The 22,374-nt window shown below is 40.6% G+C and carries 20 protein-coding genes and 1 tRNA gene; 4 read left to right on the top strand and 17 right to left on the bottom strand.

Features of this window, described 5'->3' with window-relative positions; genetic code table 11:
• Positions 1-33: 33 nt before the first annotated feature.
• Entirely contained in the window at positions 34-909 is an 876-nt protein-coding gene (locus tag PKC96_02615; protein HMM00221.1) for a hypothetical protein, read from the top strand.
• Between the two features lie 476 nt (positions 910-1,385).
• On the opposite strand, the gene PKC96_02610 is transcribed toward PKC96_02615, so the two are convergent.
• The 3 genes from PKC96_02610 to rmuC all read right to left on the bottom strand — a co-directional run bounded on the left by PKC96_02610 (position 1,386) and on the right by rmuC (position 3,749).
• Positions 1,386-1,461 (bottom strand) — tRNA-Ala (locus PKC96_02610).
• Between the two features lie 54 nt (positions 1,462-1,515).
• Positions 1,516-2,232, bottom strand: a complete 717-nt coding sequence (locus PKC96_02605; protein HMM00220.1) for a VTT domain-containing protein — start codon at positions 2,230-2,232, stop codon at positions 1,516-1,518.
• A gap of 269 nt (positions 2,233-2,501) precedes the next feature.
• Entirely contained in the window at positions 2,502-3,749 is a 1,248-nt protein-coding gene (gene rmuC, locus PKC96_02600; GenBank protein ID HMM00219.1) for a DNA recombination protein RmuC, read from the bottom strand.
• Between the two features lie 175 nt (positions 3,750-3,924).
• On the opposite strand from rmuC, the gene PKC96_02595 reads away from it, so the two are divergent.
• Both PKC96_02595 and PKC96_02590 read left to right on the top strand, forming a co-directional pair.
• Entirely contained in the window at positions 3,925-5,163 is a 1,239-nt protein-coding gene (locus PKC96_02595; GenBank protein HMM00218.1) for a damage repair protein, read from the top strand.
• Positions 5,160-5,471, top strand: a complete 312-nt coding sequence (locus tag PKC96_02590; GenBank protein ID HMM00217.1) for a YolD-like family protein — start codon at positions 5,160-5,162, stop codon at positions 5,469-5,471. Before PKC96_02595 ends, PKC96_02590 begins: the two co-directional genes overlap by 4 nt.
• On the opposite strand, the gene PKC96_02585 is transcribed toward PKC96_02590, so the two are convergent.
• From PKC96_02585 to secG, 8 genes are all read right to left on the bottom strand, one after another.
• A complete protein-coding gene (locus tag PKC96_02585) occupies positions 5,463-6,800 on the bottom strand; it encodes a hypothetical protein (protein ID HMM00216.1) in 1,338 nt (445 codons plus the stop codon). The two genes, PKC96_02590 and PKC96_02585, sit on opposite strands and share 9 nt — an antisense overlap.
• Positions 6,801-6,845: 45 nt before the next feature.
• On the bottom strand, positions 6,846-7,445 hold the full coding sequence (locus PKC96_02580) for a manganese efflux pump (protein ID HMM00215.1): 600 nt from the start codon (positions 7,443-7,445) through the stop codon (positions 6,846-6,848).
• Between the two features lie 157 nt (positions 7,446-7,602).
• Complete coding sequence (locus PKC96_02575; GenBank protein HMM00214.1) at positions 7,603-8,823, bottom strand: aminopeptidase; 1,221 nt, start codon at positions 8,821-8,823, stop codon at positions 7,603-7,605.
• A 110-nt stretch (positions 8,824-8,933) separates the two neighbouring features.
• Positions 8,934-9,983 (bottom strand): NAD-dependent epimerase/dehydratase family protein, encoded by a 1,050-nt coding sequence (locus PKC96_02570; GenBank protein ID HMM00213.1) that lies wholly within the window; start codon positions 9,981-9,983, stop codon positions 8,934-8,936.
• A gap of 92 nt (positions 9,984-10,075) precedes the next feature.
• Positions 10,076-10,672, bottom strand: a complete 597-nt coding sequence (locus PKC96_02565; GenBank protein ID HMM00212.1) for a hypothetical protein — start codon at positions 10,670-10,672, stop codon at positions 10,076-10,078.
• Positions 10,653-11,456 (bottom strand): bifunctional 5,10-methylenetetrahydrofolate dehydrogenase/5,10-methenyltetrahydrofolate cyclohydrolase, encoded by an 804-nt coding sequence (locus PKC96_02560; protein ID HMM00211.1) that lies wholly within the window; start codon positions 11,454-11,456, stop codon positions 10,653-10,655. The genes PKC96_02565 and PKC96_02560 overlap by 20 nt, the downstream gene beginning before the upstream one ends.
• Before the next feature lie 60 nt (positions 11,457-11,516).
• Positions 11,517-13,667: a ribonuclease R gene (gene rnr, locus PKC96_02555; GenBank protein ID HMM00210.1), complete on the bottom strand. Its 2,151-nt coding sequence runs from the start codon at positions 13,665-13,667 to the stop codon at positions 11,517-11,519.
• Between the two features lie 55 nt (positions 13,668-13,722).
• A complete protein-coding gene (gene secG / locus PKC96_02550; protein ID HMM00209.1) occupies positions 13,723-13,953 on the bottom strand; it encodes a preprotein translocase subunit SecG in 231 nt (76 codons plus the stop codon).
• A gap of 248 nt (positions 13,954-14,201) precedes the next feature.
• On the opposite strand from secG, the gene PKC96_02545 reads away from it, so the two are divergent.
• Entirely contained in the window at positions 14,202-14,621 is a 420-nt protein-coding gene (locus PKC96_02545) for an Hsp20 family protein (protein ID HMM00208.1), read from the top strand.
• A gap of 28 nt (positions 14,622-14,649) precedes the next feature.
• On the opposite strand, the gene PKC96_02540 is transcribed toward PKC96_02545, so the two are convergent.
• From PKC96_02540 to secA, 6 genes are all read right to left on the bottom strand, one after another.
• Positions 14,650-15,345, bottom strand: a complete 696-nt coding sequence (locus PKC96_02540) for a DNA alkylation repair protein (protein ID HMM00207.1) — start codon at positions 15,343-15,345, stop codon at positions 14,650-14,652.
• Positions 15,342-15,872, bottom strand: a complete 531-nt coding sequence (locus PKC96_02535; GenBank protein HMM00206.1) for a hypothetical protein — start codon at positions 15,870-15,872, stop codon at positions 15,342-15,344. The genes PKC96_02540 and PKC96_02535 overlap by 4 nt, the downstream gene beginning before the upstream one ends.
• A gap of 1 nt (position 15,873) precedes the next feature.
• The gene (uvrB, locus tag PKC96_02530) at positions 15,874-17,847 is read right to left on the bottom strand and encodes an excinuclease ABC subunit UvrB (protein ID HMM00205.1); all 1,974 of its coding nucleotides are present in this window, start codon (positions 17,845-17,847) and stop codon (positions 15,874-15,876) included.
• Positions 17,840-18,808, bottom strand: a complete 969-nt coding sequence (locus tag PKC96_02525) for a YitT family protein (protein HMM00204.1) — start codon at positions 18,806-18,808, stop codon at positions 17,840-17,842. Before PKC96_02525 ends, uvrB begins: the two co-directional genes overlap by 8 nt.
• Positions 18,801-19,908, bottom strand: a protein-coding gene (gene prfB, locus PKC96_02520) for a peptide chain release factor 2 (GenBank protein ID HMM00203.1) whose coding sequence is annotated in 2 segments (ribosomal slippage) — positions 18,801-19,835 and positions 19,837-19,908 — 1,107 coding nt in all. Because the reading frame shifts where the segments join, the coding sequence is not laid out codon by codon here. The genes PKC96_02525 and prfB overlap by 8 nt, the downstream gene beginning before the upstream one ends.
• 11 nt (positions 19,909-19,919) lie before the next feature.
• Positions 19,920-22,352, bottom strand: a complete 2,433-nt coding sequence (gene secA / locus PKC96_02515) for a preprotein translocase subunit SecA (GenBank protein HMM00202.1) — start codon at positions 22,350-22,352, stop codon at positions 19,920-19,922.
• Positions 22,353-22,374 lie beyond the last annotated feature (22 nt).

The raw sequence follows: 22,374 nt of genomic DNA, 5'->3' as shown, positions 1-22,374 counted from the left end.
ATTTTTGCTAATATAAATTTATAGGTGTTACATATGAGTCATCAATTATCGAAAATAAAAAAGCTTTCACTGGTGCTAGTTATTCTAATTGGTGTATTTTGCTTGCTCTTTTCAATGGCCATTTTGTTCAATAAGATAAAATTGTCTTTTCTTCCCTTATATCAATATGAAAATATGATTCTTATATCGCTTATGTCAATTATCGCTTTGCTTGTATCTGCTTTATATGTGATTAATGCCGCTAAAATTGATTCAATAATTGTTTTCTTTTTATTAAGTTTCTTATCAGCAATGCCACTTTTTTATTATGGAACAAATGGATCATGGATGATTATATTTTTTATCATCACCATTTCAATCGCGGGATTTCCACTAAAAAAACTATATAAGTTTGCCTGGATACTACTGGCTACTGTTGTCTTATTACTTTTAATTCTTCGGTTTCAAACTTATAAACGCCCTGTTGTTTTTTGGATAACACTATTGGGACTGGTTATTTCCTTAATATACGTTCTTTTTCCCCACAAAATAGTTAAAATAACCGCCTCATTTTTGTCGCTCGCTTTTCCCTATTATGCGCTTTCCGTCATGATTATATTAAGCAGCAGCTTCTCTAATTTATATATTGAAGACAATAATCATCTTGAAATTAATATTCAGACCCCTGCTCAGCAAAATTTAAAAGTTATTATGGACATTAAAAACGATTTATTTGATCAAATTCTTGATGTCGGTATATATAAACCCCTAGGAATTGGCTTTTATCAGCGAGTATCAAGTTATTACTTCGTCGAATATTATCAAGATTTAAATTTTACTTTTGAAGATTTTCAGTGGCTGGATTCTGAAGCGGCTGATTATTTATTAGTTATAGAAAAGATTGATGCGGAAATATTGATTACGCTTTAGCCCCATTATCCATTTTATATTAATCATAATAAATATTTTGATAAACGCCCTCCTTCACTCTCACGCTAAACATCTCTCTACTTAAAAGGCCGGAAAAAGACCAAAAGTTACCGTTGGAAATCCAAAAAATTAAAATCCAAATAGAAACGCTCACACACCCCTCACTATAAATAGAACCATTATCCTTGAATTCGTACCCTTAAAAGCAAAAGATTCCTCACTACTAATGGAAACTTTTTTGATTTGTGGCCCTGTTTTATGTGTTCGGTGACAACAAATTTTAGAGAAAGAAGAAGCCACCGACGATGGTGGCGGGTTGAGTGGAGATTTCCGCTCACGAAAAAAGAGAGCCTGGGAGACTCTCTTTCTATAATGGCTTACTTGATGCTAGGCTTCATCGGCTTAGTAATAGCAAACATTAACGCAAATCGCCCTTTCGATACGAGTATCAAACGAGTGTACGTCTGGCGAACATTTGGTGGAGCTGACGGGGATCGAACCCGCTACCTCATCGTTGCGAACGATGCGCTCTCCCAGATGAGCTACAGCCCCAAAACGGCTTTTATATAATATTATTTTTGTTGGCTTTTTGCAACAGATACCTCACTACTTTTGCAGTTTGTTTTCCCTTACCTCCAAGACTTTTTCTAGCATATTAGCGAACATAATAATAATTCCCATTGCAATTAACAAATCAATACCAACAACGATCAAACCGCGCAGTCCTAAAGAATGCCAAGGAATAATATTACCAATAAAAATAGTGGTGGCTATTCCCACCGAGCGAGTAAGAAGTGTCGTTAATGAGAAATAGGAAAAGGGCATTTTGGATAAGCCAGCGATTAAAACAATCTCGTCATCGGGCATCGCTGGCATTAACATAAATATCGGATAGTATATTTTGGCTTTCCGCACCAGTAATGGTTGATACTTGTCTACCACTTCATCACCGGCAATTTTGCGGACAATCCGCTCCCCAAGCGTATAGCCAATAAAGTAATTTATAATACTTGAAATCATCATTCCTAAAGTGACCAATATAAACGATTCTATCGGCGGAAATAGAACAATTGAAATGGCAATGAAGGTCATTGTTTGCCCGGGAATAATAAATAACAACACGTTATAAAGTACCTGAAGAAGAATAAAAACCCCCCAGCTCCAAGCGCCGGCCGATTGAATTGTATCCCTAATTTTATCGATGCTAGTCCAACCGAAATGACGAGCAAGAAGTATTACTAGAAGCATGGCAAAAGCCATTGCCGAAAGAATGACAATTCCTTTTTTTACCATTGATTTTGTTTTGGGATTTAGTTTTTTCATAGTGATAATTCTATCATATAGGAAAGTAATAATTTAGTAGATTTGACCGATATTTTATTCATTTTTCATAAATGCAAAAGATTTTCCAACAATTCTTAAAAAAGTAAATAATTTTATTTAATAATTCTATTTACAACTTCTATAAACAAGCCTAATATATTCACGTTGGGCAATTTGAACCCAACCGGATTTTGATGAAATAGGGCATCCCCCCACAAGCCCTTTTCATAAAAGGTGCCTGCTTTTTTTAAAAGTACGGCACCCCTTTTTTATTCTTCAATCGTCTCGCTTTGGCCACTTGTTTCCAAGGCAGAGTCTTCGCTAATTCCAGCGTTAATTTTGTTAAATTTATGAGATATTTTCGTCACTGTTTTATCGAGTTCTTCCTGCGACTTACTGACCGTCTTAATACTTTGGGTAAGTTTATCCCATCTTAACGTAAACCGCGAGAATTCTTGTCCTAAAGAAACTAAGGCTCGATTTAATTCTTCTAATTTTTCCGCTCGCCGATACTCGATGATTAGTCCGTGAATGGAAGCCAGCATCGGCTGCAAAGTCGAGGGCGAAGTCAAAACAACATTTTGCCTTTGTGCTTCATCAACTAAATCCGGGAAGTTAACATTTATGTAGGCATATATTCCATCGCTGGGTATAAACATCAACGCTTCGCGCGAAGTATATCCCAAGACGATATATTTGCTGGCAACATCCCGAATCTGATTTTTTACATCGCGTTTAAAACTGGCAATCTCCTCTTTGCTTCCACTTCCGTCGTAGACTTTTTCATATTGAGAAAAAGGGAATTTGGAATCGATACAAACTAATTTATTCGGTTCAGGTAAAAAAATCACTGCATCCGGGCGAACGGTTTCGCGTGAAGGAATCTTTAACTCATATTGGGTTTTATAAAGATCGCGGGTTTCACCGAAGACATTTTCCAAAATTCGATTAAGGGTAAATTCTCCAAATTGCCCCCGTTTTTGATTGTTGCTTAAAATGCTTGATAGAGTTACTACCTGCGTTGATAATTCTTCAACTTTTTTGCGCGCCTCTTCAATCTTTGTGAGGCTTTCAACCATCTTACTAACATTGTCTGTCGTACTTTTAAATCCGGCATCCAATCGCTCATCAACCCGTTTATTGATATCCTTGAGAGCTAAATCCACCCGCTCCGTAAGCAGGCCCATTTTTTTATCTAGCGACTCGGTAATGTTTTGCTGGAAACGCTCGAGTTTAGCATTTCCTTCTTCGCTGTTTTTTATATTTTGCTGAAGAACTTTAATCATTTCTTCATTAAGCGCATCATGAATATCCTTTGTCGTTTTTCCTTTTAAATCAGCGATATTTTGTCTGATTTCGCCAAACTTCCCCATCATTTCCCCCCGCAGAGTCGAATCGTCATAGCCTTTTGCTATCTCTTCCTTATGGCTACGGGTAACTAAAACCACAAGCAATATCAGTGATATCACCACTAAAGTCAATGAGATAATCGACAGGATAAGAACAGTAGTGTCCATATTTTTTACTCCAAACAAGAAAATAAACATCCCCATTATATTTTTTCTTTGATTTTATTATAGCATTTTTTACCGACTTAAAATCACAATCTAAAGTGCGAAAAGTCAATAGAAAACTCAAGACTAAAATTTTGTTTTTTTATCCCTATAATAGATATTAGAGGAGGGTACTTCCATGGGCAATTACTACGCGGCTATTGATCTTAAAAGCTTTTATGCCGCTGTTGAATGCAACGACCGTCACCTTAATATGTTCATGACCCCGCTTGTTGTCTGCGACACACGCCGGGGGGAAGGCACGATTATTCTTGCCACCTCACCCTATCTTCGCCGTATGGGTGTCCCTTCCCGTCTTCGAAGAAAAGACCTTCCTAAGGATATTCCGATTATTTATGCCCGGCCGCGTATGGCCCGTTATCTGGAGGTAAGTGCCGAATTCAATCGTTTGCTTCTTGAATATGTCGGAGAAGATGATTTGCATATTTATTCTGTTGACGAGTGTTTTATCAATGTTGGGCCTTACTTAAAACTATACCGCCTTTCGGCCAAAGAACTAATTAAAAAAATTTTACATGAAATCGAAGACCGCCTCGGTCTAATTGCTACCGCGGGACTTGGACCAAATATGTTTTTAGCCAAAGTGAGCATGGATATCGAGGCTAAACATAACCCGGATAATATTGCCCAGTGGGATCAAAAAGATATTGAAGCCAAACTTTGGCCTTTGACCCCGCTAAGCAAAGTTTGGGGCATATCCAGAGGATATGAAAAGAAGCTTAATAATCTCGGCCTTTTAACAATGGGCGATATTGCCCATTATCCCAAAACAACATTAAAGTTTTATCTCGGAGTTGTCGGTGAAACTTTTTGGGAACGGGCTAATGGAATTGATGACACCGACATCCGAGAAAAATACTCCCCCCTTTCCACCTCTATCAGTGTTGGTCAGACCCTAGAAAAAGATTATTCCCTCCATGATGCCAGGCGCCTTTTAATGGAAATGAATGATGATTTAGCGCGAAGATTGAGACGGCGGGGTGATTTGGCGCAAGCAGTAAGCATAAGCCTAACTTACTCTTTAGCCGAGGGAAACTATCAAAACGGAACGCGACTATTGCTCCCAACCGATATTACCTATGAATTGGATGCTATCGTGCAGAATCTTACTTTAGGATTTGATAAGAAAAAGAAAATTCGCGGACTTTCAATTGCCTACTTTAACTTGGTCAGTAATGCCTGTTGCCAATTAGGGCTTTTTGATGATGAAAAAAAAGAGGATGAACGCATATTTGATCGGGCTTTAGATCAAATTAAAGCTCGCTTTGGAAGTAATGCCATCCTGCGTTCATCATCACTTTTAAAAAATTCAACTGCGCGGCGGCGCAATGAGGAAATTGGAGGCCATGCCCGATGAATCGAGGAATGAAACAGTACATGCCGTTTGCTTCATTAAATGAACAGGTAAGTTTTGTTAAGCATATGCTATATGAACGTTCTAAAATAGAGAAAAAAAGTCTCGGCGATGATGAACAAGAATCGATCAATCGCGCTTTGATTGGCCTCAAACCGAAACAAAAAGTGGTCATCACTTTTTATAGGGATGGCCACTATTATACTGAAGAGATGATTGTTAAACGGATTGACTTTGCCTATAAAAAAATTCTTTTTGATAAGTCCTTCGTTATCGCAATCGATGATATCACCGCTATTGAATTAATTTAAGATAAACTTCATATAAACCGGATTATGATCGCTATAAACAAATCCCAAGCCATAACGGGGATCAGTAGGCTCTAAGTCTTCTACTTGTGAGCCGTTAGGACCGCTGCCGATTGTTTTAACCTCATTAACGCTGATATTGTCGCTAACTAGAAAGCCGTCGATACTAATAAGAAAATTATCGACCATTCCATTATCATTTTCATCCTGTAAAGGAAGCGCCGCATCCCGGCAGGTAGGTAGATTAGTTCCCGTATAAACATTGAGATGATCTTCCGTTCCAAAATCAAGTTGATAGGGCTCTTCTTGGCCACTGTGGACATTGATTACATCGGTTCCAACCTTGCTCTCATCTAGATGAAAATAATTGTACCAACTAGCCTTCGTGCCATCAATTTCATAATTGTCCCACCAGTTAATGTTGGCCAAAGGTGTATAACGCGGATTATCCACAACCAAATCATGGTTGAAGTCCCCACCGACTATCACGTAATTATGTTCGCCATCATAATCCATTCGTAAAGCAATCTCCTCTTTGAGTTGAGCCAGTTGTGCAGCACGAATAAGCCCACTTGCGTCATAGGCTGACATATGAACATTGAAGATGTATAGTTTCTTTGTTGAACCTGAGATAGCTATTTCACTGACCGAAAAGCACCGATCAAGATCAAATACTTTACTAAAGCCTTTAGCAACCGTAAACTCTTTTCGCTCGGCCTTATCAATATTGTAATTGGAAAAAGTTACGATTGAAGATGTAGATTTGCCGATTGGCTCATTAAAAGGATAGGCAAGGTAGGCTGAGTGATAGTTGACCGCATAAGTCATATCGTATTCACTATGGACCTCACGTCCCATTTCTACCTGGTTAATATGATAGGAACGGTCTGAATCCAAATCAACCTCTTGATACAAGGAAAAATCTGTTTTGAGAGTTGTCCCTAAATTATCTTGGAGGTCAGCAATGGTTGCAAAGGCCCCCGTGGTGTTAGCTAAGGCATCATCCTTACTCAAAGCCTGGGAATGGGTACCAACCACATGAGTCGAGTTATGCTCACTTTGGTATTCATCCTTATAGTATCCTTCGTCCATAAAAAAGGAGTAAGGTCGATTATAAGCTCCAAATCCGATATTGTATGAGGAAATAACAAATTCTTTGCTGCCAACGTCGGATTGGCTGATTGTCTGGCTAGTTCCGTTGTCCACTTCCAGTTCAATGTCACCTAACCGCGAATAATCGATAAAGACGTAAGCAACATAACCGCCGATAACTAAAATAAAGACTCCTAAGATAATTCCTAATATCTTCAGTATTCTTTTGAGTGGTTTCATATTTATTCACCTTTTGCTTTATTATAGCAAAAAAAGGCGGAAAGACTATAAGCCGGTTAAAATTCGCGCTCCGAGTAAGACGAGAACAAGGCCACCAATCAAAGGAGCATAGCGCTTCATAAAAACTCCCATTTTAAGTCCGGCAAAGGATCCGATGAGGCTCATGATAAAGGTTACCAACGCAATAACGGACGCGGCGATAAAAATGTTGGTATCTTGACTAATTCCATCAAAATTAGCCACGCAGATGGATAATCCAACCGCGAGAGCGTCAATACTCGTAGCCACAGCCTGAATCCAAATTTTTTTATAGGATAAATTAGTTAAAGAAACTGGACAATCTAATATTTCCTTTTCCTTGATTGCTTTGATACCATCGATAATCATTTTTAATCCGAGAAGTGACAATAGAATAAAGGCAACATAGGTTCCAGTGGAAGCCACCCATGTGGCCTCTTCCTGAAGAAAATAATATATCCAGTACCCAATTAATGGCATTGCTCCCTGAAAAACTCCAAATAAAACTGAAGAGAAAAAAAGCCGTTTTTTCTCTACCCCAACATGGCACATTCCATTTGTAATGGATACAGTAGTTGCGTCGATGGAAAGAATTACGGCATAAAGCAATAGGGTAATAATATTCATAACAAGGTTTAATATACACTATTTATAGCACCAATAAAACACTGAATAGTTCCTTGTCTAACTATTTAGATTTTAATAATCAGTTTGGCTTTTATTTTCAAGAAAAAACTGGGTTTATTTTAAAACCCAGCCTATTCCTTTTAAGTTTTAATGCTAGTTAAAAAGCCCAATTTCCATCCTTAAATATCTGAATTCGTTTGCCATTATGATCAATTCCAACAATTGACAAGTCCTTTGTGCCGATCATAAAGTCGACGTGTATCATTGAATCATTCACGATTTTTTTCAAATCCGCTTTACTCATTCTTTCATAGCCCTCAATACAATTTTCAAATCCGTGTCCAAGCGCTAAATGACAAGCGGCATTTTCATCATATAAAGTCGACCAAAAAGTAATACCCGAATTGCGAATCGGTGAATCATAAGGGACAAGAGCAACTTCGCCAAGCATCGAGGCCCCTTCATCCATTTTCACCATTTGTTTCAAAAGCGCTTCATTCTTTTTGGCACCGACTTCCACCACTTTTCCTTTAACAAATTTCACAAAGAAGTCTTCAATGACTTCTCCCCGATAGGATAACGGACGAGAAGAATACACAATGCCCTCCACATCCCCTTTGCGGGGTGTAGTAAAGCATTCCTCGGTTGGAATGTTGGGATTGAAGAAAACCCCTTCCAGTGTCTTTTCCCCACCGGCGATAAATTTGGCATTAGGTAAAAGACCCACTTTAAAATCCGTTCCGTTTCCAGCTTTATATTCCAGAAAAGCCAGGTGAAGATTATTTAGGTAAGTAGATCGTGCCGACAAATTCCGATTATGCTCATCCCATGCTTTTAAAGGATCACCTGTAGCCCGGGAAACATAGAGTATTGACTCCCAAAGTTTCTCTTCCGCCTGAACTCGAGGTAAATCCGGAAAAACCTTCTTTGCCCATTTTTCACTTGGAACACCGGCGATAACCCATTGATAATGGTTATCCATCTGCTCGCGATAACCTTTAATAATCGGAAAATAGAGTTGTGTAGCCTTAGCCATTTTTACTTGGTTAATGCCCTTTGAACCATCCGGATCATCACTTTCCAAATAAATGCGCACGGGATTGGTTTTAACATAATGCTCAAAGCGCGCCTTCTCCCAATCGGTTACTTCGCCAAGGGTACGGATAGTTTGATATTTAACATTAACTTTCTCAAGGGAGTGATAAGACCAGCGGACTTCGACATGCCGGGCTCCAGCTTTATAAGCCTCGATAACAACCATCTTTACAAATTCCGGTTGATCAAGACGAGCTTGAATAATAACATCTTGTCCGCGTTGGACATTTGCGCCTTTGCGAACAATGAGTTTGGCATAATTCTTTAATTGAGCTATTTTCATATTTTTCCTCTTTTCGCTTATATGAAAAAACATTTCTAGTCAAAAAACAAGGAAAAACGGCGTTTTTCAAAATGTAAACGCTTTTAGTAAAAAGCTATCCCTTTATAAAATTAGGCGCTTTTATTCTTTTTAATACCGATGATTTCCTTTTTTGAGGCGGTAAAATCACTAATTTCAATATACTTTACCATATCGTTTAATGTCGCATCCAATGGACGAACTGCCAGTTTTAACTCCTTAACCGCCAACTGGTTATCAAATTGGGCATTAGCTAAAAGTGTATCCATTGAGTAAGCAGTAAATAATGGTGTCTGCTTCCGCCGACGATAATGCGCTTCAATAATCCAAGCGAAAAGTTTTATAAAGCGGGGGGATAGAAATATTCTTACCCGTTTTTTCTTCGTAATAACACTTAGAGTATCGAGAATTGTTTTAACCGAATAATAATTGCCACTCGCCAAGTAAAAATGGCGCGAAGGATGCGAAAGTAAGGCCAGATTAATTGTCGCCTGGGCCACGTCACGCACATCGACAAAGTCATATCCGCCTTTTACCGCTACCTTAAATTTTCCCCGAACAAACATAGTGACTAAGTTACCTAAGAAATCTGCACTATAGGAGTTTCCCGGTCCAAGAATTCCCGATGGAGCAATAACATAGGTGGCGAAAACATCGTCGTTGGCCGCCAAAACAAGTTTTGTCGCTTCGGCTTTAGTCTTAGCATAGCCTCCACGCACAGCGCTCACAGTAAATTCTTTGGCATCAAGTTCGCTAACAACTTCGTTATGTTTTTTCTCTTTGATCGCGTGGACACTGCTGATATATACAAAACGTTTTGCTCCCGCTTCCTTAGCCGCGGAAAGCATATTTTTCGTTCCTTTGACATTGACCTCATAAAGCCGTTTATCAACCCGGGCATTAATCGAAACGATGCCAGCGGCATGAATAACGATAAGTTCCTCATCCGGGTTAATTTTCAAAAACGAACGCAACGTTGAGATATCGGTAATATCCCCATAGAATACATTCGCGCCGGAAAAAGTCGGTTCTTCATTATTAAAAAGTAAGGCGCGAACAGTTTGATTTTGATCTAATAAGTATTGGACGAGATAATGGCCTAAGTGACCTCCTGCGCCAGTAATCGCAAAAATTCTTTTCATAAAAAGTTCCTCCTTCACTTTTATCCTAGCAAAGAATTCTTTTTTAATAATCAAAAAAACCGCAAAGTAAACTAGAGGTTAAAAAAAGCGAACTAAGTGTTCGCTTTTTGCGTAAAATCGATGAAATGCGGTAAACTATCACACCAATCACAAAAATCGTGCCATTCGCTCAGTTTGTGATTTTTCCGTTGGCGATACATCGTTTTTAGTTGCTGATAATTAGTCGTCATCGTCGCCGTAAGACAAAATCCGGAAGGAAGACTGGCAACAATTTTTCTCCATGCCTTCTTCCGCGAGTCGCTATCATCTTCTGGAATAGCTTGGTAGGCAGTAAGCAAATCGCGAATCACTTCCAAAATACGGGCATCAGTATCATCTACCACGCGCGTGGCAATATCAAACTTCAATAAGCAATGCATCGTCGACTGGCTGGAAATAAAATCAAACCAATGGTAGCGTTGCGCTTCTTTCCACCAGAATAGAGGGGCGGTAACATCCATTTGAACCAATATTCCCTTAAGAAAATTATCGTGGCCTTCCCCGCCTTGTGTTCGTCCTAAACGCTCCGCTCGCAAAAAATCTTTTTCTTCGCAATCCCCGGTTTCAATGACGGTTCGCATCGGATTTCCGCTTGCTTTGACTGCTCTTTCAAGCCCGTAAACACTTGTATTAGTGATGGAAAAATGCATTTTTATAAGCCTCCGTAAGATTGCATAATAAGGTAAGACGAGTCAAAAGTCCAACTCCTCCTGGAACAGGAGTCTGAAGACGAACATTTTGCTCGGGTTCAATATCACCATAAGTAACGCCATCAAGGCGGTTAATTCCAACATCAACCAAAACCGCATCCGGTTTATATGAAAAACTGTGGTTAAGAAAGTACTTATGACCGATGGCAATGACGATTAAATCGGCATGTTTAACATAAAACCGAAGATCATCTTTCTGCGTGTGAGAGTGAAGAACCGTAACATTCATATTCTCTTTCATCAACAAGCGCGCCATCGGCTTGCCAACAATATTGGAGCGACCGATAACTACGGCATTGCGGCCATCTAAAACAATGTTTTCTTCCTTTAAGTAATTAATTATCCCCAAAGGAGTGCAGGGAGAAAATTTACTTAATGGATGAAATCCATCGATATCCTTGGCGGGATCAACGAGAGTTTTAATGTACTCTTCATCAATACCCTTTGGTAATGGCATCTGAATAATAAATCCGTGAACCGACGAGTCTTGATTAAGTCGTTGAATAAGTGCACTTAATTCCGTTTGGGTCGTGGTAACCGGAAGTTTAATCAGTTCCGCTTGAATTCCCACTTCTTGGCTATCGCGCATTTTACCGCGAATATACGTATCGGAGGCCGGATCGTCATTAACCTGTACAATCACCATTTTTATCGGTGTCGAAAAATGGCTAATCTCTGCTTTTAATTCACTTTTGCGTTTAAGAACATACTCTTTAATTGTCATAATTAACCTCGACTTTTTTTATTATATCAAAATGCCAATTGGTTGCTAGCGTCTAAATTATCAGTGTCTTCTCTTCGGATGATGCTGATGTTGCCGGCCATTGTACTTTTTATCTTTTTTATCGACTTTTTTGGCGTTTATGTCCTTGCGCGAGGAAACGTTTCCCCGTCGAGAAATTTTTTTATCATCAATCAATAAATCCACGTTTCCATTTTCCTTGTTAGCCGCGGCGACCACCACTTCCACATGATCACCGAGCATAAAGCGTTGGTGATGACGTTTTCCTATAGCCATAATTCTCGCTTCATCAACCGCATAAAAATCACTGAGTGAATCAAAGCGTATGAGGCCATTAATACCATTTTCTAATGTGACAAAGAGACCGACATTAGTGATGCCATCAATGTACCCTTTATAATGATTACCGAGATTTCCGCTCATATATTCAGCAGCTTTCATGGCTTCCACTCGCCGTTCGATTGTCACTGCTCGCCGCTCTTTTTGCGAAAGATCAAATCCCGCTTCATGCAGGTAATCTTGGTCGTCTTTATTAATCGAACGATTATTTAAAAAGAAGTATTTACGAATCAACCGGTGAACGATCAAATCCGGATACCGTCTAATTGGCGAAGTAAAATGGGTATAGCAACTGGATGCCAGCCCAAAGTGACCTTTATTTTCATCCGCATAGCGGGCCTTGGCTAAAGAACGGAGCGTGGCTTCACTAATAACCGGTGCATCGGCATCGTCTTTATATCTGTTTAACAAGTGCTGTATGTCTAAAGAAGTAACTTTGCGCGGATTTAATTCCGGTTGATGGCCCAATCTTTTTAAAAGATAATTTAAATTATCAATCCGCTTGCTATCCGGCAGTTCATGAATTCGATATAGCATTGGCAATTTGCGCTCGGTAACAGCGGTTGCCACCTCTTCATTGGCTAAAATCATCAAATCCTCAATCATCGCCTCGGCTTCGTTGCCGATTTTCTTATGAATACCTATGGCCTTGCCCGAACTATCAACCTCAATTTCCATCTCATCGGTATCTAAATCGAGCGAGCCTCTGCGAGTTCGCACTCGACGAATTTTCTTAGCAACCTCATCCAAAAGTAAGAGCATTTCTTCGCGCTCATCTTTAGCCTTCCCTTGATCAAAAACCGATTGAACATAAGTGTACGTCAAGCGTCCATGCGAGCTGATGATGCCCGGATAAATCTCCCGGCGAAAACATTGGCCCCGATCATCGATATCCATAATAACGCTCAGAACTAAGCGATCCACGCCCTCATTAAGCGAGCAAATACCATTGCTCAAAGGAAAGGGTAACATTGGAATTACCCGGTCGGTTAAATAGATAGATGTTCCCCGACTGTAGGCTTCATTATTAATAGCCATCTTCGGTTTAACATAATAAGAGACATCGGCTATATGCACTCCCAAGCGATAGCCAAAAGGCATCTTGGTTACACTGACAGCATCATCAAAATCACGGGCGGTTTCCCCATCGATCGTGACTATCATTTCCTGCCGAAAATCATGCCGGTTTTTAATCTCCTCGGCACTTACTTCATAGGGAATATCCTGAAGTTCAACGTCCACTTCCGATGGAAATTCATAAGGGGCATTTTCTTCAATAACAATCCGTGTAATATCATTTCCCGGAGCATTTTTATCTCCTAAAGAACGGACAAAACTAACTGTGTTTTCCTTCTCACCATAAGTGATAATTTTTGCCACTGCCAATTCGCCAACACGGAGATTTGTGTCTTTAAAAACAAATTTGACGGTCGCCGGAGCTATACTTTTAACCTCTAAAAGCTGGCGCTTGCCATCACTTATAATTTCGCCCACCACTGTTTGATGTTTATGAAAAAAAATACTATAAACAGAAAATTCCCCGCGCTCGGTAGTAATTAAGACGCGGTCGCCGAGCATTGCCCCTCCTGCATTTCGCGCCTCAATTCGTAAGTCATCCTCTTGATCACTGAGGCTGACGAAAAGAAAATTACTTTTGACAGAAACAATCTCGCCCTTTTGCAAGTGAAGGCGTTTTAAAGAATGGAATTGTCCATTCCACTCTACAACGTCACCCGAGGTAATTAATTCTTCCAAATCTTCATTCAAGAATTCGTCATCTTCAAAGTTGTCTTGCAAGTCCTTAAAACTGACCGGACTATTATCATCAATAAAAACTCTTATTTTTTCCATCATATGATTAAATCACCTCGCGTAATAAAAATGGGCTGCCAGGCAGCCCATGTTTGTTTTAGTTTAGCACATTTACGAGAATGGCAACGAGGAAGAAAACCATCGCACAGATGAAGGTAATAATTGTAATCACCTTATCGATGCCTCTTTCCTTCGTATTCGTCGCGAAGATATTCATGCCTCCGCCGGTAATGGCTCCCGAAGCACCTTCACTTTTTCCACCCTGTAAAAGAGTCACAATAATTATTATCACCGATATGATAATAAAGATAATATCTAAAGCATTCATAGTCACGAGCTCCTAACGCTTATTTGCTTATTTATAATACTATATTTTGATTATTTAATAAACAATTAATTTGCGTTATCTCTTATATTGATTGTTCTTTATTATGACCGGCTGTTTTTTGTCCGCTTTTGTTAATTGCCAATGCGTATTTTCAAAAGATTTTAGCACTCTCGTATTGACAGTGCTAAAAAGCGTGCTAAAATTATAATTGCCCGATGAGGGAACAAATAAAAACGGAGGTGAGTTATATGTCGAGAAATGAAAAAAACTTTTTAAGTACCGTCTTACAACCGTGGAATCTTTGGCCCTTTAAAGATGATTGGTCGAAGGAGTTGACCAATCAATCATCGCTATTAGCCACAGACATTGAAGAAAAGGATAATCTTTACCAAATGACTGTTGATGTTCCGGGAATCAAAAAAGACAATATCAGCGTTCACTTGGATAACGGCTATCTTACTATTCAGGTCAAAGCTCAAGAAGAAGAAAAGGATCATAAAGGTTTCTATCATCGTGAACGGTATGAAGAAGCGTCACGGACCTATTTTGTCGGTGACGGACTGAAAGAAGCTGATTTTAAGGCCAAGCTGGAAAACGGCACCTTAATCTTAACTTTCCCGAAAAAAGAGAAAGCGTCCAATGAAAGTGGTCGCATCTTGATTGAGTAAGGGGAAAAGAGCCCTAAGCAAACATTGCTTAGGGCTCTTTTTTATAACGAAGCGTCTTTAAATAATTTTTTCGTTCCGGCGATACCCGGAAACTATCAATTGCTTTTTGAATGCTCTTTTGATGGATTGAATGACTTAAGATTCGCTCTTCAAAGTAGCCGACTGTTGATTCATACTGCTTGATTAAACCATATGAAAAATACCAAGCAATCGCCATATCCAAGTAATAATCATCACTGACAATGGAACTAACTATTTCCATTTGCTCAGTTTGAAAATTTTCGTCCATATAATAAGACAAAAGAAGAACAATCCCCAAGCGTTTCACATATATTCTTCCATCGGCAAGATACCTTTTGATTGCTTCATAACCGACTTGTGGCTGCCTGCGAAAAATTTTTGCTTCCGAAGCCAGTTTATCGGTTTCACCCCAGCAGCAAAGAAAAGGTAATAACTTATCGATCTCTTGCAGCAATAAAGAAATATCTTTCGTCTTGGTTATCAATAAAATATGAATTATCATCTCCTCATAATAGGCATGAGGAAGATCCTGCAAGAAAGGAAGAATGTCCTCTTTTGGTATTTTCCGCTTTATTTCCGCTATTTCGGGATTGGATAAGCCTAAAAAGTAATCCGACGAGAGTGAAGGAAAATAATAAGCCACTTTCTTCGTATCTCGATTTTTAGCAAGTGATAAGAGATGTCGGGAAACGCTGTTGCTCATAATTTAAGTCCATAAGGTGCATTGATAGTTAGTTTGGGTTCCACATCTTTGAGTTTAAGCAACTGTTCGGTAGCGAGAATTTCTGCCAAGGTGCTCGTTCCACCTTGCCCGTCTATAATGGTCAGTTTTCCATAAAAGTAATCGCTAAAATAACGAATATCAAACACCACTGAACTAACATCCGAAAATTTAATTAATTGACCGATAGTTTCATCATAATGGCCATCACTTTGACGGCTAAAAAGGAAAAAACCGTTTAAAGAAAATTCGCCAATTTTCTCTCTTTTTATCATCTTGCGTGAGGCATTATTCAGAAAATATCCTCCCGATCCACATATGATCAAGGCAACGGCAGCGATAATCATTACCGTCGTGTTGCGAGTTGCTAGCAGGGTGACTAAGGAAGCCACCGCTAGCAAAATAAGTACAAACGAGGTAATACGAATGGTTTTGAATGCCGGGTGTGTGCGGATGATAAACAAATCTCCACTATAGGTATTCTCCGGACTTACTACTTCTGGCTCCATATTATTCCTCCGCCTTTAATTCAAAAATAATATCCCGAAGCTCCGCCGCCCGTTCAAAATCAAATGTTCGAGCCGCTTCGCGCATATCCTTTTCTAGTTGCTTAACATATCTTATTTTTTCTGACTTGCTCATCTTTGCCGATTTCTTGTCTGCGACCATACTCTCCTGTTCAAAGTTATGAATTGGCGGACGAATTTCTTTAATAATCGTCATCGGAACAATACCATTTTCTTCATTATACTGACTTTGTATCGCCCGCCGCCGATTGGTTTCTTGAATCGCTTCTTTCATACTATCGGTCATTTTGTCGGCATACATAATTACTCGGCCGTGTTCATTACGTGCGGCCCGACCGATAATCTGAATCAGCGAACGAGTCGAGCGCAGAAATCCTTCTTTGTCGGCGTCAAGTATGGCAATTAAACTAACCTCCGGAATATCTAATCCCTCCCGCAAAAGATTGATGCCGACAAGAACATCATATTTTCCTTTTCGTAACTGATAGATAATTTCCGTCCGCTCCAACGTTTTAGTTTCATTATGAAGATAGGCAACCTTAATTCCTCTCCCCTTCAAATAGTCGGTAAGGTCTTCTGCCATTCGAATCGTTAAAGTTACAATCATCGTCCGCTCATGAAGCGCGATACGCTTATTGATCTCATCGACCAAATCGTCGATTTGTCCCAGTGTCTTTCGCACATCAATAATCGGATCCAAAAGCCCGGTCGGACGAATGATTTGTTCAACAAATTGTCCTCCCGTTTTTCCCAACTCATAATCCCCCGGAGTTGCTGAGGTGCAGATCACCTGATTGATTGCTTGTTCAAATTCTTCAAAACGCAAAGGCCGGTTGTCCAACGCACTCGGCAAACGAAAACCATAATCAACAAGATTCATTTTTCGAGCGCGATCCCCATTATACATTCCTCGTACCTGCGGCAGTGAAACATGACTTTCATCGACAAAAAGCAGGAAATCCTTCGGAAAATAGTCAATTAGACAAAAAGGGCGACTTCCCGGGGCGCGACCATCAATATGGCGAGAATAATTTTCAATGCCCGGACACATTCCAAACTCCTGGAGACTCTCAACATCTTGCCGCGTACGCATATCAATTCTCTGCTCTTCAAGCAATTGATTATTGTTATGAAAAAAGGCCAATCTTTCCGCCAGTTCATCAAGAATACCTTTGCAAGCTTTCTTTATTCTTTCATGCGTGGAGGCATGATCATAGGCCGGGAAAATCGGATATGTGGAAAAGTTCTTTTTTATCTCCCCCGTGAGAATATCGACCATTTGGATATCTTCGATTTCATCGCCAAAAGTGTCGATACGAATAGCATATTCATTCGTCGATGCCGGGACAAACTCGATGATATCTCCGTTGACACGGAATGAACCCGGAGCAAGATCGATGTTGTTACGTTTATATTGAGCATCCACCAAGCGCTTAAAAAAGGCCTTGCGGTCAATTTCTTCGCCGACTCGCACTTCAAAAACAAGATTCCGATATTCGTCCGGGTCAGTCAGTCCATAAATGGAAGCGACTGAGGCCACAATAATCGTATCGCGCCTTTCTAAAACCGAATTGATTGCCGAGGTGCGAAGCATTTCAATTTCTTCATTCATCATCGCACTTTTTTCAATATAAGTGTCCGATTTTGGCAAATAAGCTTCCGGTTGATAAAAATCAAAATTGGAGACGAAGTATTCAACCCGATTATGCGGAAAAAGTTCTTTAAATTCCGCATAAAGCTGCCCGGCCAAAGTCTTATTATGCACTAAAACTAAAGTGGGTCTTTGCACCGCCTCAATAACATTGGCCATAGTAAAAGTTTTGCCGGTGCCGGTCGCACCGAGTAGCACTTGAAACTTCTTTTCTTCCTTTAAGCCGGCAACCAACTCTTTGATGGCTTCCGGCTGATCGCCGGTTGGCTTGTAAGGACTGACAATTTTAAATTTTTCTTCAATCATTGGTCTTCTTTCCCTGTTTGGCATGATGGTCGAGATGATTAAAGCCTTCGCCAAAGACATTTTGGGCTTGGGTAACCGTCACAAATGCCTTGGGGTCGATATGCCCCACTCCCGCATAGAAAGCCAAATACTCACGCCGACTAAAAACGACAATAATCATCCGGTAGTTATCAAATTGATATCCTCCGCGGACATCCATAATGGTCGTGCCGCGTTGAAGTTTATCTTGAATAAAAACATTGATGGCTTCCCATTTTTTGGAAATGATACTCGCCACATAAGTCTGTGATTTGCCCGTGAAAACAAAGTTAATCATTAGAGCACAAACCACCGCGGCAATGACTCCAATCAATCCCTCAACAATAAATTGATCGCCTAGAATAATCATTCCCCCGAGGACAATGGAGGCGTCAAGAATCAAACTGCCAACCGATTGCTTTAATCGGAGATACTTATACATTATAAACGTTAATACGTCCAATCCGCCAGTTGAACCGCCGCCTAGGAAAGTCAAACCGACACCAATACCGGTTAAGGCTCCGCCAAAAAGACCACCGATAAGATAACTGCTCGTCGATATTCCATCACCGTCGCTCACAAAAAGAAGGTCCGGTATATGTTGAAAGAAGGGAACGCGTAAAACGAGGGATAGGGCCAAAGGATACACTATCGAAGCGATAAGGGTATTTAGAGTAAATTCTTTTCCCAAGAAAATCAATCCGATTAAAAGTAGAATTACCATCGCTCCGGCAACAAATAAGTCGACCGGGATTAACCCTTGCGAAAGATGAAGAACAATAATGCCTAGTCCGCTTAAACCACCGGAATTAATATTGCCGGGGACAAGAAAGACTCCGGCGCCAAAAGCTAAGACAAAGGAGCCGACAATAATTAAACTAAGATTGATGATTTTTCGTTTCCATTCTTCCTTAGTCCATCGAATTTTCAATTTTTCAGTCATGCTTTTTCGCCTCGCTTTCTAAATAGGCAAAAAGAAATCCGTCAATGTCGCCATCCATAACCGCAGGCACGTCACCCGTTTCAAAATCAGTTCGGTGATCTTTGACTAAAGTGTAAGGACAGAAAACATAGGAACGAATCTGACTTCCCCATTCGATCGCCTTTTGTTCACCGATAATATTATTCATCTTCGCCTGCTTCTCTTGTAGCTGCCGTTGGTATAATTGATTTTTCAACATTCCCATCGCCAATTCGCGATTGGATAATTGTGACCGCTCAATTTGACAGGAAACAACGATCCCGGTCGGAATGTGCGTTATGCGAACGGCGGTCTCCACTTTGTTGACGTTTTGTCCGCCCGCTCCTCCACTTCGATAGGTATCGACCCTTAAATCAGCCTCGTTAATATCAATGTTGACTTCATCGGTAAATTCAGGAATAACATTGACCGAAGCAAAAGAAGTATGGCGTCTTCCCGCCGAATCAAAGGGGGATATTCTTACCAGCCGATGCACGCCTTTCTCACTTTTTAGTAGGCCGTATGCATTCGCGCCGCGAATAATAAAGGAAACGCTGGTTACCCCCGCCTCATTACCCTCTTGCAAATCTACCATTTGAATTTTATAACGGTGTTTTTCTGCCCAGCGAACATACATACGATAAAGCATATTCGCCCAGTCTTGGGACTCTGTTCCTCCCGCACCACTATGAATTTCCAGGATGGCATTCAAGTGATCATATTCGCCCTGAAAAAGAATCAGATGCCGCAGTTCATCAACTTTCGTCTTTAATTCTTCTAATTCTTCCGTTGCCAAAGGCAAGAAATCGGTTGCTTCTTCATTATCTAAATCAGCTATCTCTTTTAAATCCTGAAATTGAGATTGAATAGCCAAAAACTTTTCTAGTTTTGAGCGGTGATCATTAAGTCGATTCACGACTAAAAGAGCTGCTTTTTGGTCATCCCAAAAATGCTCTTCATTCATTATTTTCTCATCTTCGGCAACAACTGTCTTTAATTTATCTAAGTCAAAGGGAGTCGCTAATCTGTTGAATATGATCAGCGACTAAGTTGACCTCATTACGAAATAAAACTATATCCATAAATTCTCCTCTTACTGCTCTTTGGCAACAAGAGCAGGTTCTTCTGGCGTTAATCCATCGTTGGTTGCATCCGGATTTTGACCTTCTTGTGTCTCAGGTTTCTTAATTTGAACTTGAGCGTTTAATAAGTTAAGAACCGCCTCAATGGAAATTGAATCCATCATTTCTTTAAATAGGGCATAGCCCTCATTAACATAATCCTGCAGAGGATTGCGGTTAGCATAACCCCGAAGGTGAATGGATTGCCGTAAATTGTCCATTGTATCAATGTGGTGCGTCCAACTACGATCGACCGAACGCAGCGCGATGCTCCGCTCAACCTGACCAGCAATTTCCTCTCCCCACTCTTTACGCCGCTTAGCATATCGACGCATCATCAGAACTGCCAAATCATCTCCAACTTCCTCAACTTGTGATTCGTCGTAAGCTGAAGGATCAATCGTTCCTGGTTCTAAGAATTGAGGTTCCGCGACTGTTTTTAAGCGCTCGCCTTCCACCAACCCCGCCTTATCCTCAGGATTGACGGCTTTAACCGCCAAAGCGTGCCCGGTCGTAGCAAAGAAATCATCGATGATATCCTTGATGTTTTCCGCGTATAATATCTTGTCCCGGCGCGCATAGATAATTGTTCTTTGCTTGGCGAGAACATCATCATAATCAAGTAAGTTTTTACGAGTGTCAAAGTTTTGACCCTCAATTCGTTTTTGGGCACCGGTGATGGCATTCATGAACATCTTATTCTCCAATGGCTCATTGCCCATATTCGCAGCTAATTTCTGCATTGAGTCACTTGCAAATCGCCGAAGTAATTCATCATCAAATGACACGTAGAAGCGCGAGTATCCGGGATCGCCTTGCCGACCACTACGACCTCTAAGCTGATTGTCAATGCGGCGAGATTCGTGCCGCTCGGTACCGAAAACACATAGTCCACCAGCCTCAACTACGCCCGGCCCAAGTTTAATATCCGTTCCCCGTCCGGCCATATTCGTCGCAATTGTAATTGCGCCTTTTTCACCAGCATGCTTGATAATTTCCGCTTCGCGTTCGTGATTCTTGGCATTCAAGGTGTTATGAATAAGGCCTTCAGCTTCCAACAGACGAGAAACTTTTTCCGATGATTCGACTGAAGTTGTACCAATAAGAATCGGTTGTCCGATTTCATGCCGTTTTTTCACTTCCGCAATCATCGCCTGCAATTTATCTTCATTATGGGCAAATACCAAATCAATGTCATCATGCCGTTTAATCGGCCGATTGGTGGGAATGGTAATAACCCGCATATTGTATATTTTCTGAAATTCTTCCTCTTCGGTTTTGGCCGTACCTGTCATACCTGAAAGTTTCTTATATAACCGGAAGAAGTTTTGGTAAGTAATCGTCGCCATCGTCATCGTCTCTTGTTTAATGTCGACATTTTCCTTAGCTTGAATTGCCTGTTGGAGTCCGTCGCTATATTCCCGGCCTTTAAGTACCCGGCCAGTAAACTGATCAATAAGTTGAATCTCATGATTGGCATCCACCATATACTCGACATCGCGGCCCATAATGTAATTAGCTTTTAATGCCTGGTGAATTCGGTGGACAAGATCATTGTTTTCCGGATTATATAGATTAGGAATGCCAAACATTTTTTCGGCAACACTCACTCCATCATCGGTAAGACTGCATGTTTTATCCTTGATATCGACGGTAAAATGCGTATCCCGTTTCAGTGTCTTTACGAATCGATCCGCGATGCGATAGGCGGAAGCCGAAGCTTTTGATCCGCCGGAAATAATAAGCGGAGTCCGTGACTCATCAATTAAAATTGAGTCAGCCTCGTCGATAACGGCATACTCCAGTCCCCGAAGAACCCGGGATTCTTTATTCGGCGCCATATTGTCGCGCAGGTAGTCAAATCCAACCTCGGAGTTGGTGGTATAGGTAATGTCGCAATTGTAGGCTTCTTGCTTTTCGGTCGAGGTTTTCTCCCGAAGATTAACGCCCACCGTCAAACCTAAGAAACGATATATTTGGCCCATCCACTCCGCATCACGTTGCGCCAGATATTCGTTGACCGTTACGACATGAACCCCCTTGCTGTTTAAAGCATTAAGGTAAACACTCATGGTCGCGGTTAAAGTTTTACCTTCGCCCGTTCTCATCTCTGCCACATCGCCTTGATTCAAGACGATCGCGCCCATAATTTGCACTCGATAAGGAAATTGTCCGAGCGTTCTTTGCGCCGCTTCGCGGGCAACCGCAAACGCTTCATATTCGATGTCAGCTAACGTTTCGCCATCAGATAACCGTTTTCTAAACTCAACCGTTTTATCCCGCAATTCGTCATCGCTTAAAGCCCGCATCTTTTCTTCAAAGGCGATAACTTTGTCGGCTCTTTGTCCAATTTTTTTAATTTTGCGCTCTTCGACGCGGAAGAGTCTCTCGAAAAAATTTGCCATTAATCTTACTTCCTTAAATTAT

This window comes from Bacilli bacterium, assembly GCA_035326105.1.
GTDB lineage: Bacteria > Bacillota_I > Bacilli_A > RFN20 > CAG-826 > UBA7706.
Note: the sequence above shows the minus strand (reverse complement) of the source record. Positions and strands in the feature narration are given on the sequence as shown.

Excerpts from the sequence above, each read along its gene's own strand:
- PKC96_02615 (HMM00221.1), top strand. The coding sequence starts at position 34 with ATGAGTCATCAATTATCGAAAATAAAAAAGCTTTCACTGGTGCTAGTT.
- PKC96_02605 (HMM00220.1), bottom strand. The coding sequence starts at position 2,232 with ATGAAAAAACTAAATCCCAAAACAAAATCAATGGTAAAAAAAGGAATT.
- rmuC (HMM00219.1), bottom strand. The coding sequence starts at position 3,749 with ATGGACACTACTGTTCTTATCCTGTCGATTATCTCATTGACTTTAGTG.
- PKC96_02595 (HMM00218.1), top strand. The coding sequence starts at position 3,925 with ATGGGCAATTACTACGCGGCTATTGATCTTAAAAGCTTTTATGCCGCT.
- PKC96_02590 (HMM00217.1), top strand. The coding sequence starts at position 5,160 with ATGAATCGAGGAATGAAACAGTACATGCCGTTTGCTTCATTAAATGAA.
- PKC96_02585 (HMM00216.1), bottom strand. The coding sequence starts at position 6,800 with ATGAAACCACTCAAAAGAATACTGAAGATATTAGGAATTATCTTAGGA.
- PKC96_02580 (HMM00215.1), bottom strand. The coding sequence starts at position 7,445 with ATGAATATTATTACCCTATTGCTTTATGCCGTAATTCTTTCCATCGAC.
- PKC96_02575 (HMM00214.1), bottom strand. The coding sequence starts at position 8,823 with ATGAAAATAGCTCAATTAAAGAATTATGCCAAACTCATTGTTCGCAAA.
- PKC96_02570 (HMM00213.1), bottom strand. The coding sequence starts at position 9,983 with ATGAAAAGAATTTTTGCGATTACTGGCGCAGGAGGTCACTTAGGCCAT.
- PKC96_02565 (HMM00212.1), bottom strand. The coding sequence starts at position 10,672 with ATGCATTTTTCCATCACTAATACAAGTGTTTACGGGCTTGAAAGAGCA.
- PKC96_02560 (HMM00211.1), bottom strand. The coding sequence starts at position 11,456 with ATGACAATTAAAGAGTATGTTCTTAAACGCAAAAGTGAATTAAAAGCA.
- rnr (HMM00210.1), bottom strand. The coding sequence starts at position 13,667 with ATGATGGAAAAAATAAGAGTTTTTATTGATGATAATAGTCCGGTCAGT.
- secG (HMM00209.1), bottom strand. The coding sequence starts at position 13,953 with ATGAATGCTTTAGATATTATCTTTATTATCATATCGGTGATAATAATT.
- PKC96_02545 (HMM00208.1), top strand. The coding sequence starts at position 14,202 with ATGTCGAGAAATGAAAAAAACTTTTTAAGTACCGTCTTACAACCGTGG.
- PKC96_02540 (HMM00207.1), bottom strand. The coding sequence starts at position 15,345 with ATGAGCAACAGCGTTTCCCGACATCTCTTATCACTTGCTAAAAATCGA.
- PKC96_02535 (HMM00206.1), bottom strand. The coding sequence starts at position 15,872 with ATGGAGCCAGAAGTAGTAAGTCCGGAGAATACCTATAGTGGAGATTTG.
- uvrB (HMM00205.1), bottom strand. The coding sequence starts at position 17,847 with ATGATTGAAGAAAAATTTAAAATTGTCAGTCCTTACAAGCCAACCGGC.
- PKC96_02525 (HMM00204.1), bottom strand. The coding sequence starts at position 18,808 with ATGACTGAAAAATTGAAAATTCGATGGACTAAGGAAGAATGGAAACGA.
- secA (HMM00202.1), bottom strand. The coding sequence starts at position 22,352 with ATGGCAAATTTTTTCGAGAGACTCTTCCGCGTCGAAGAGCGCAAAATT.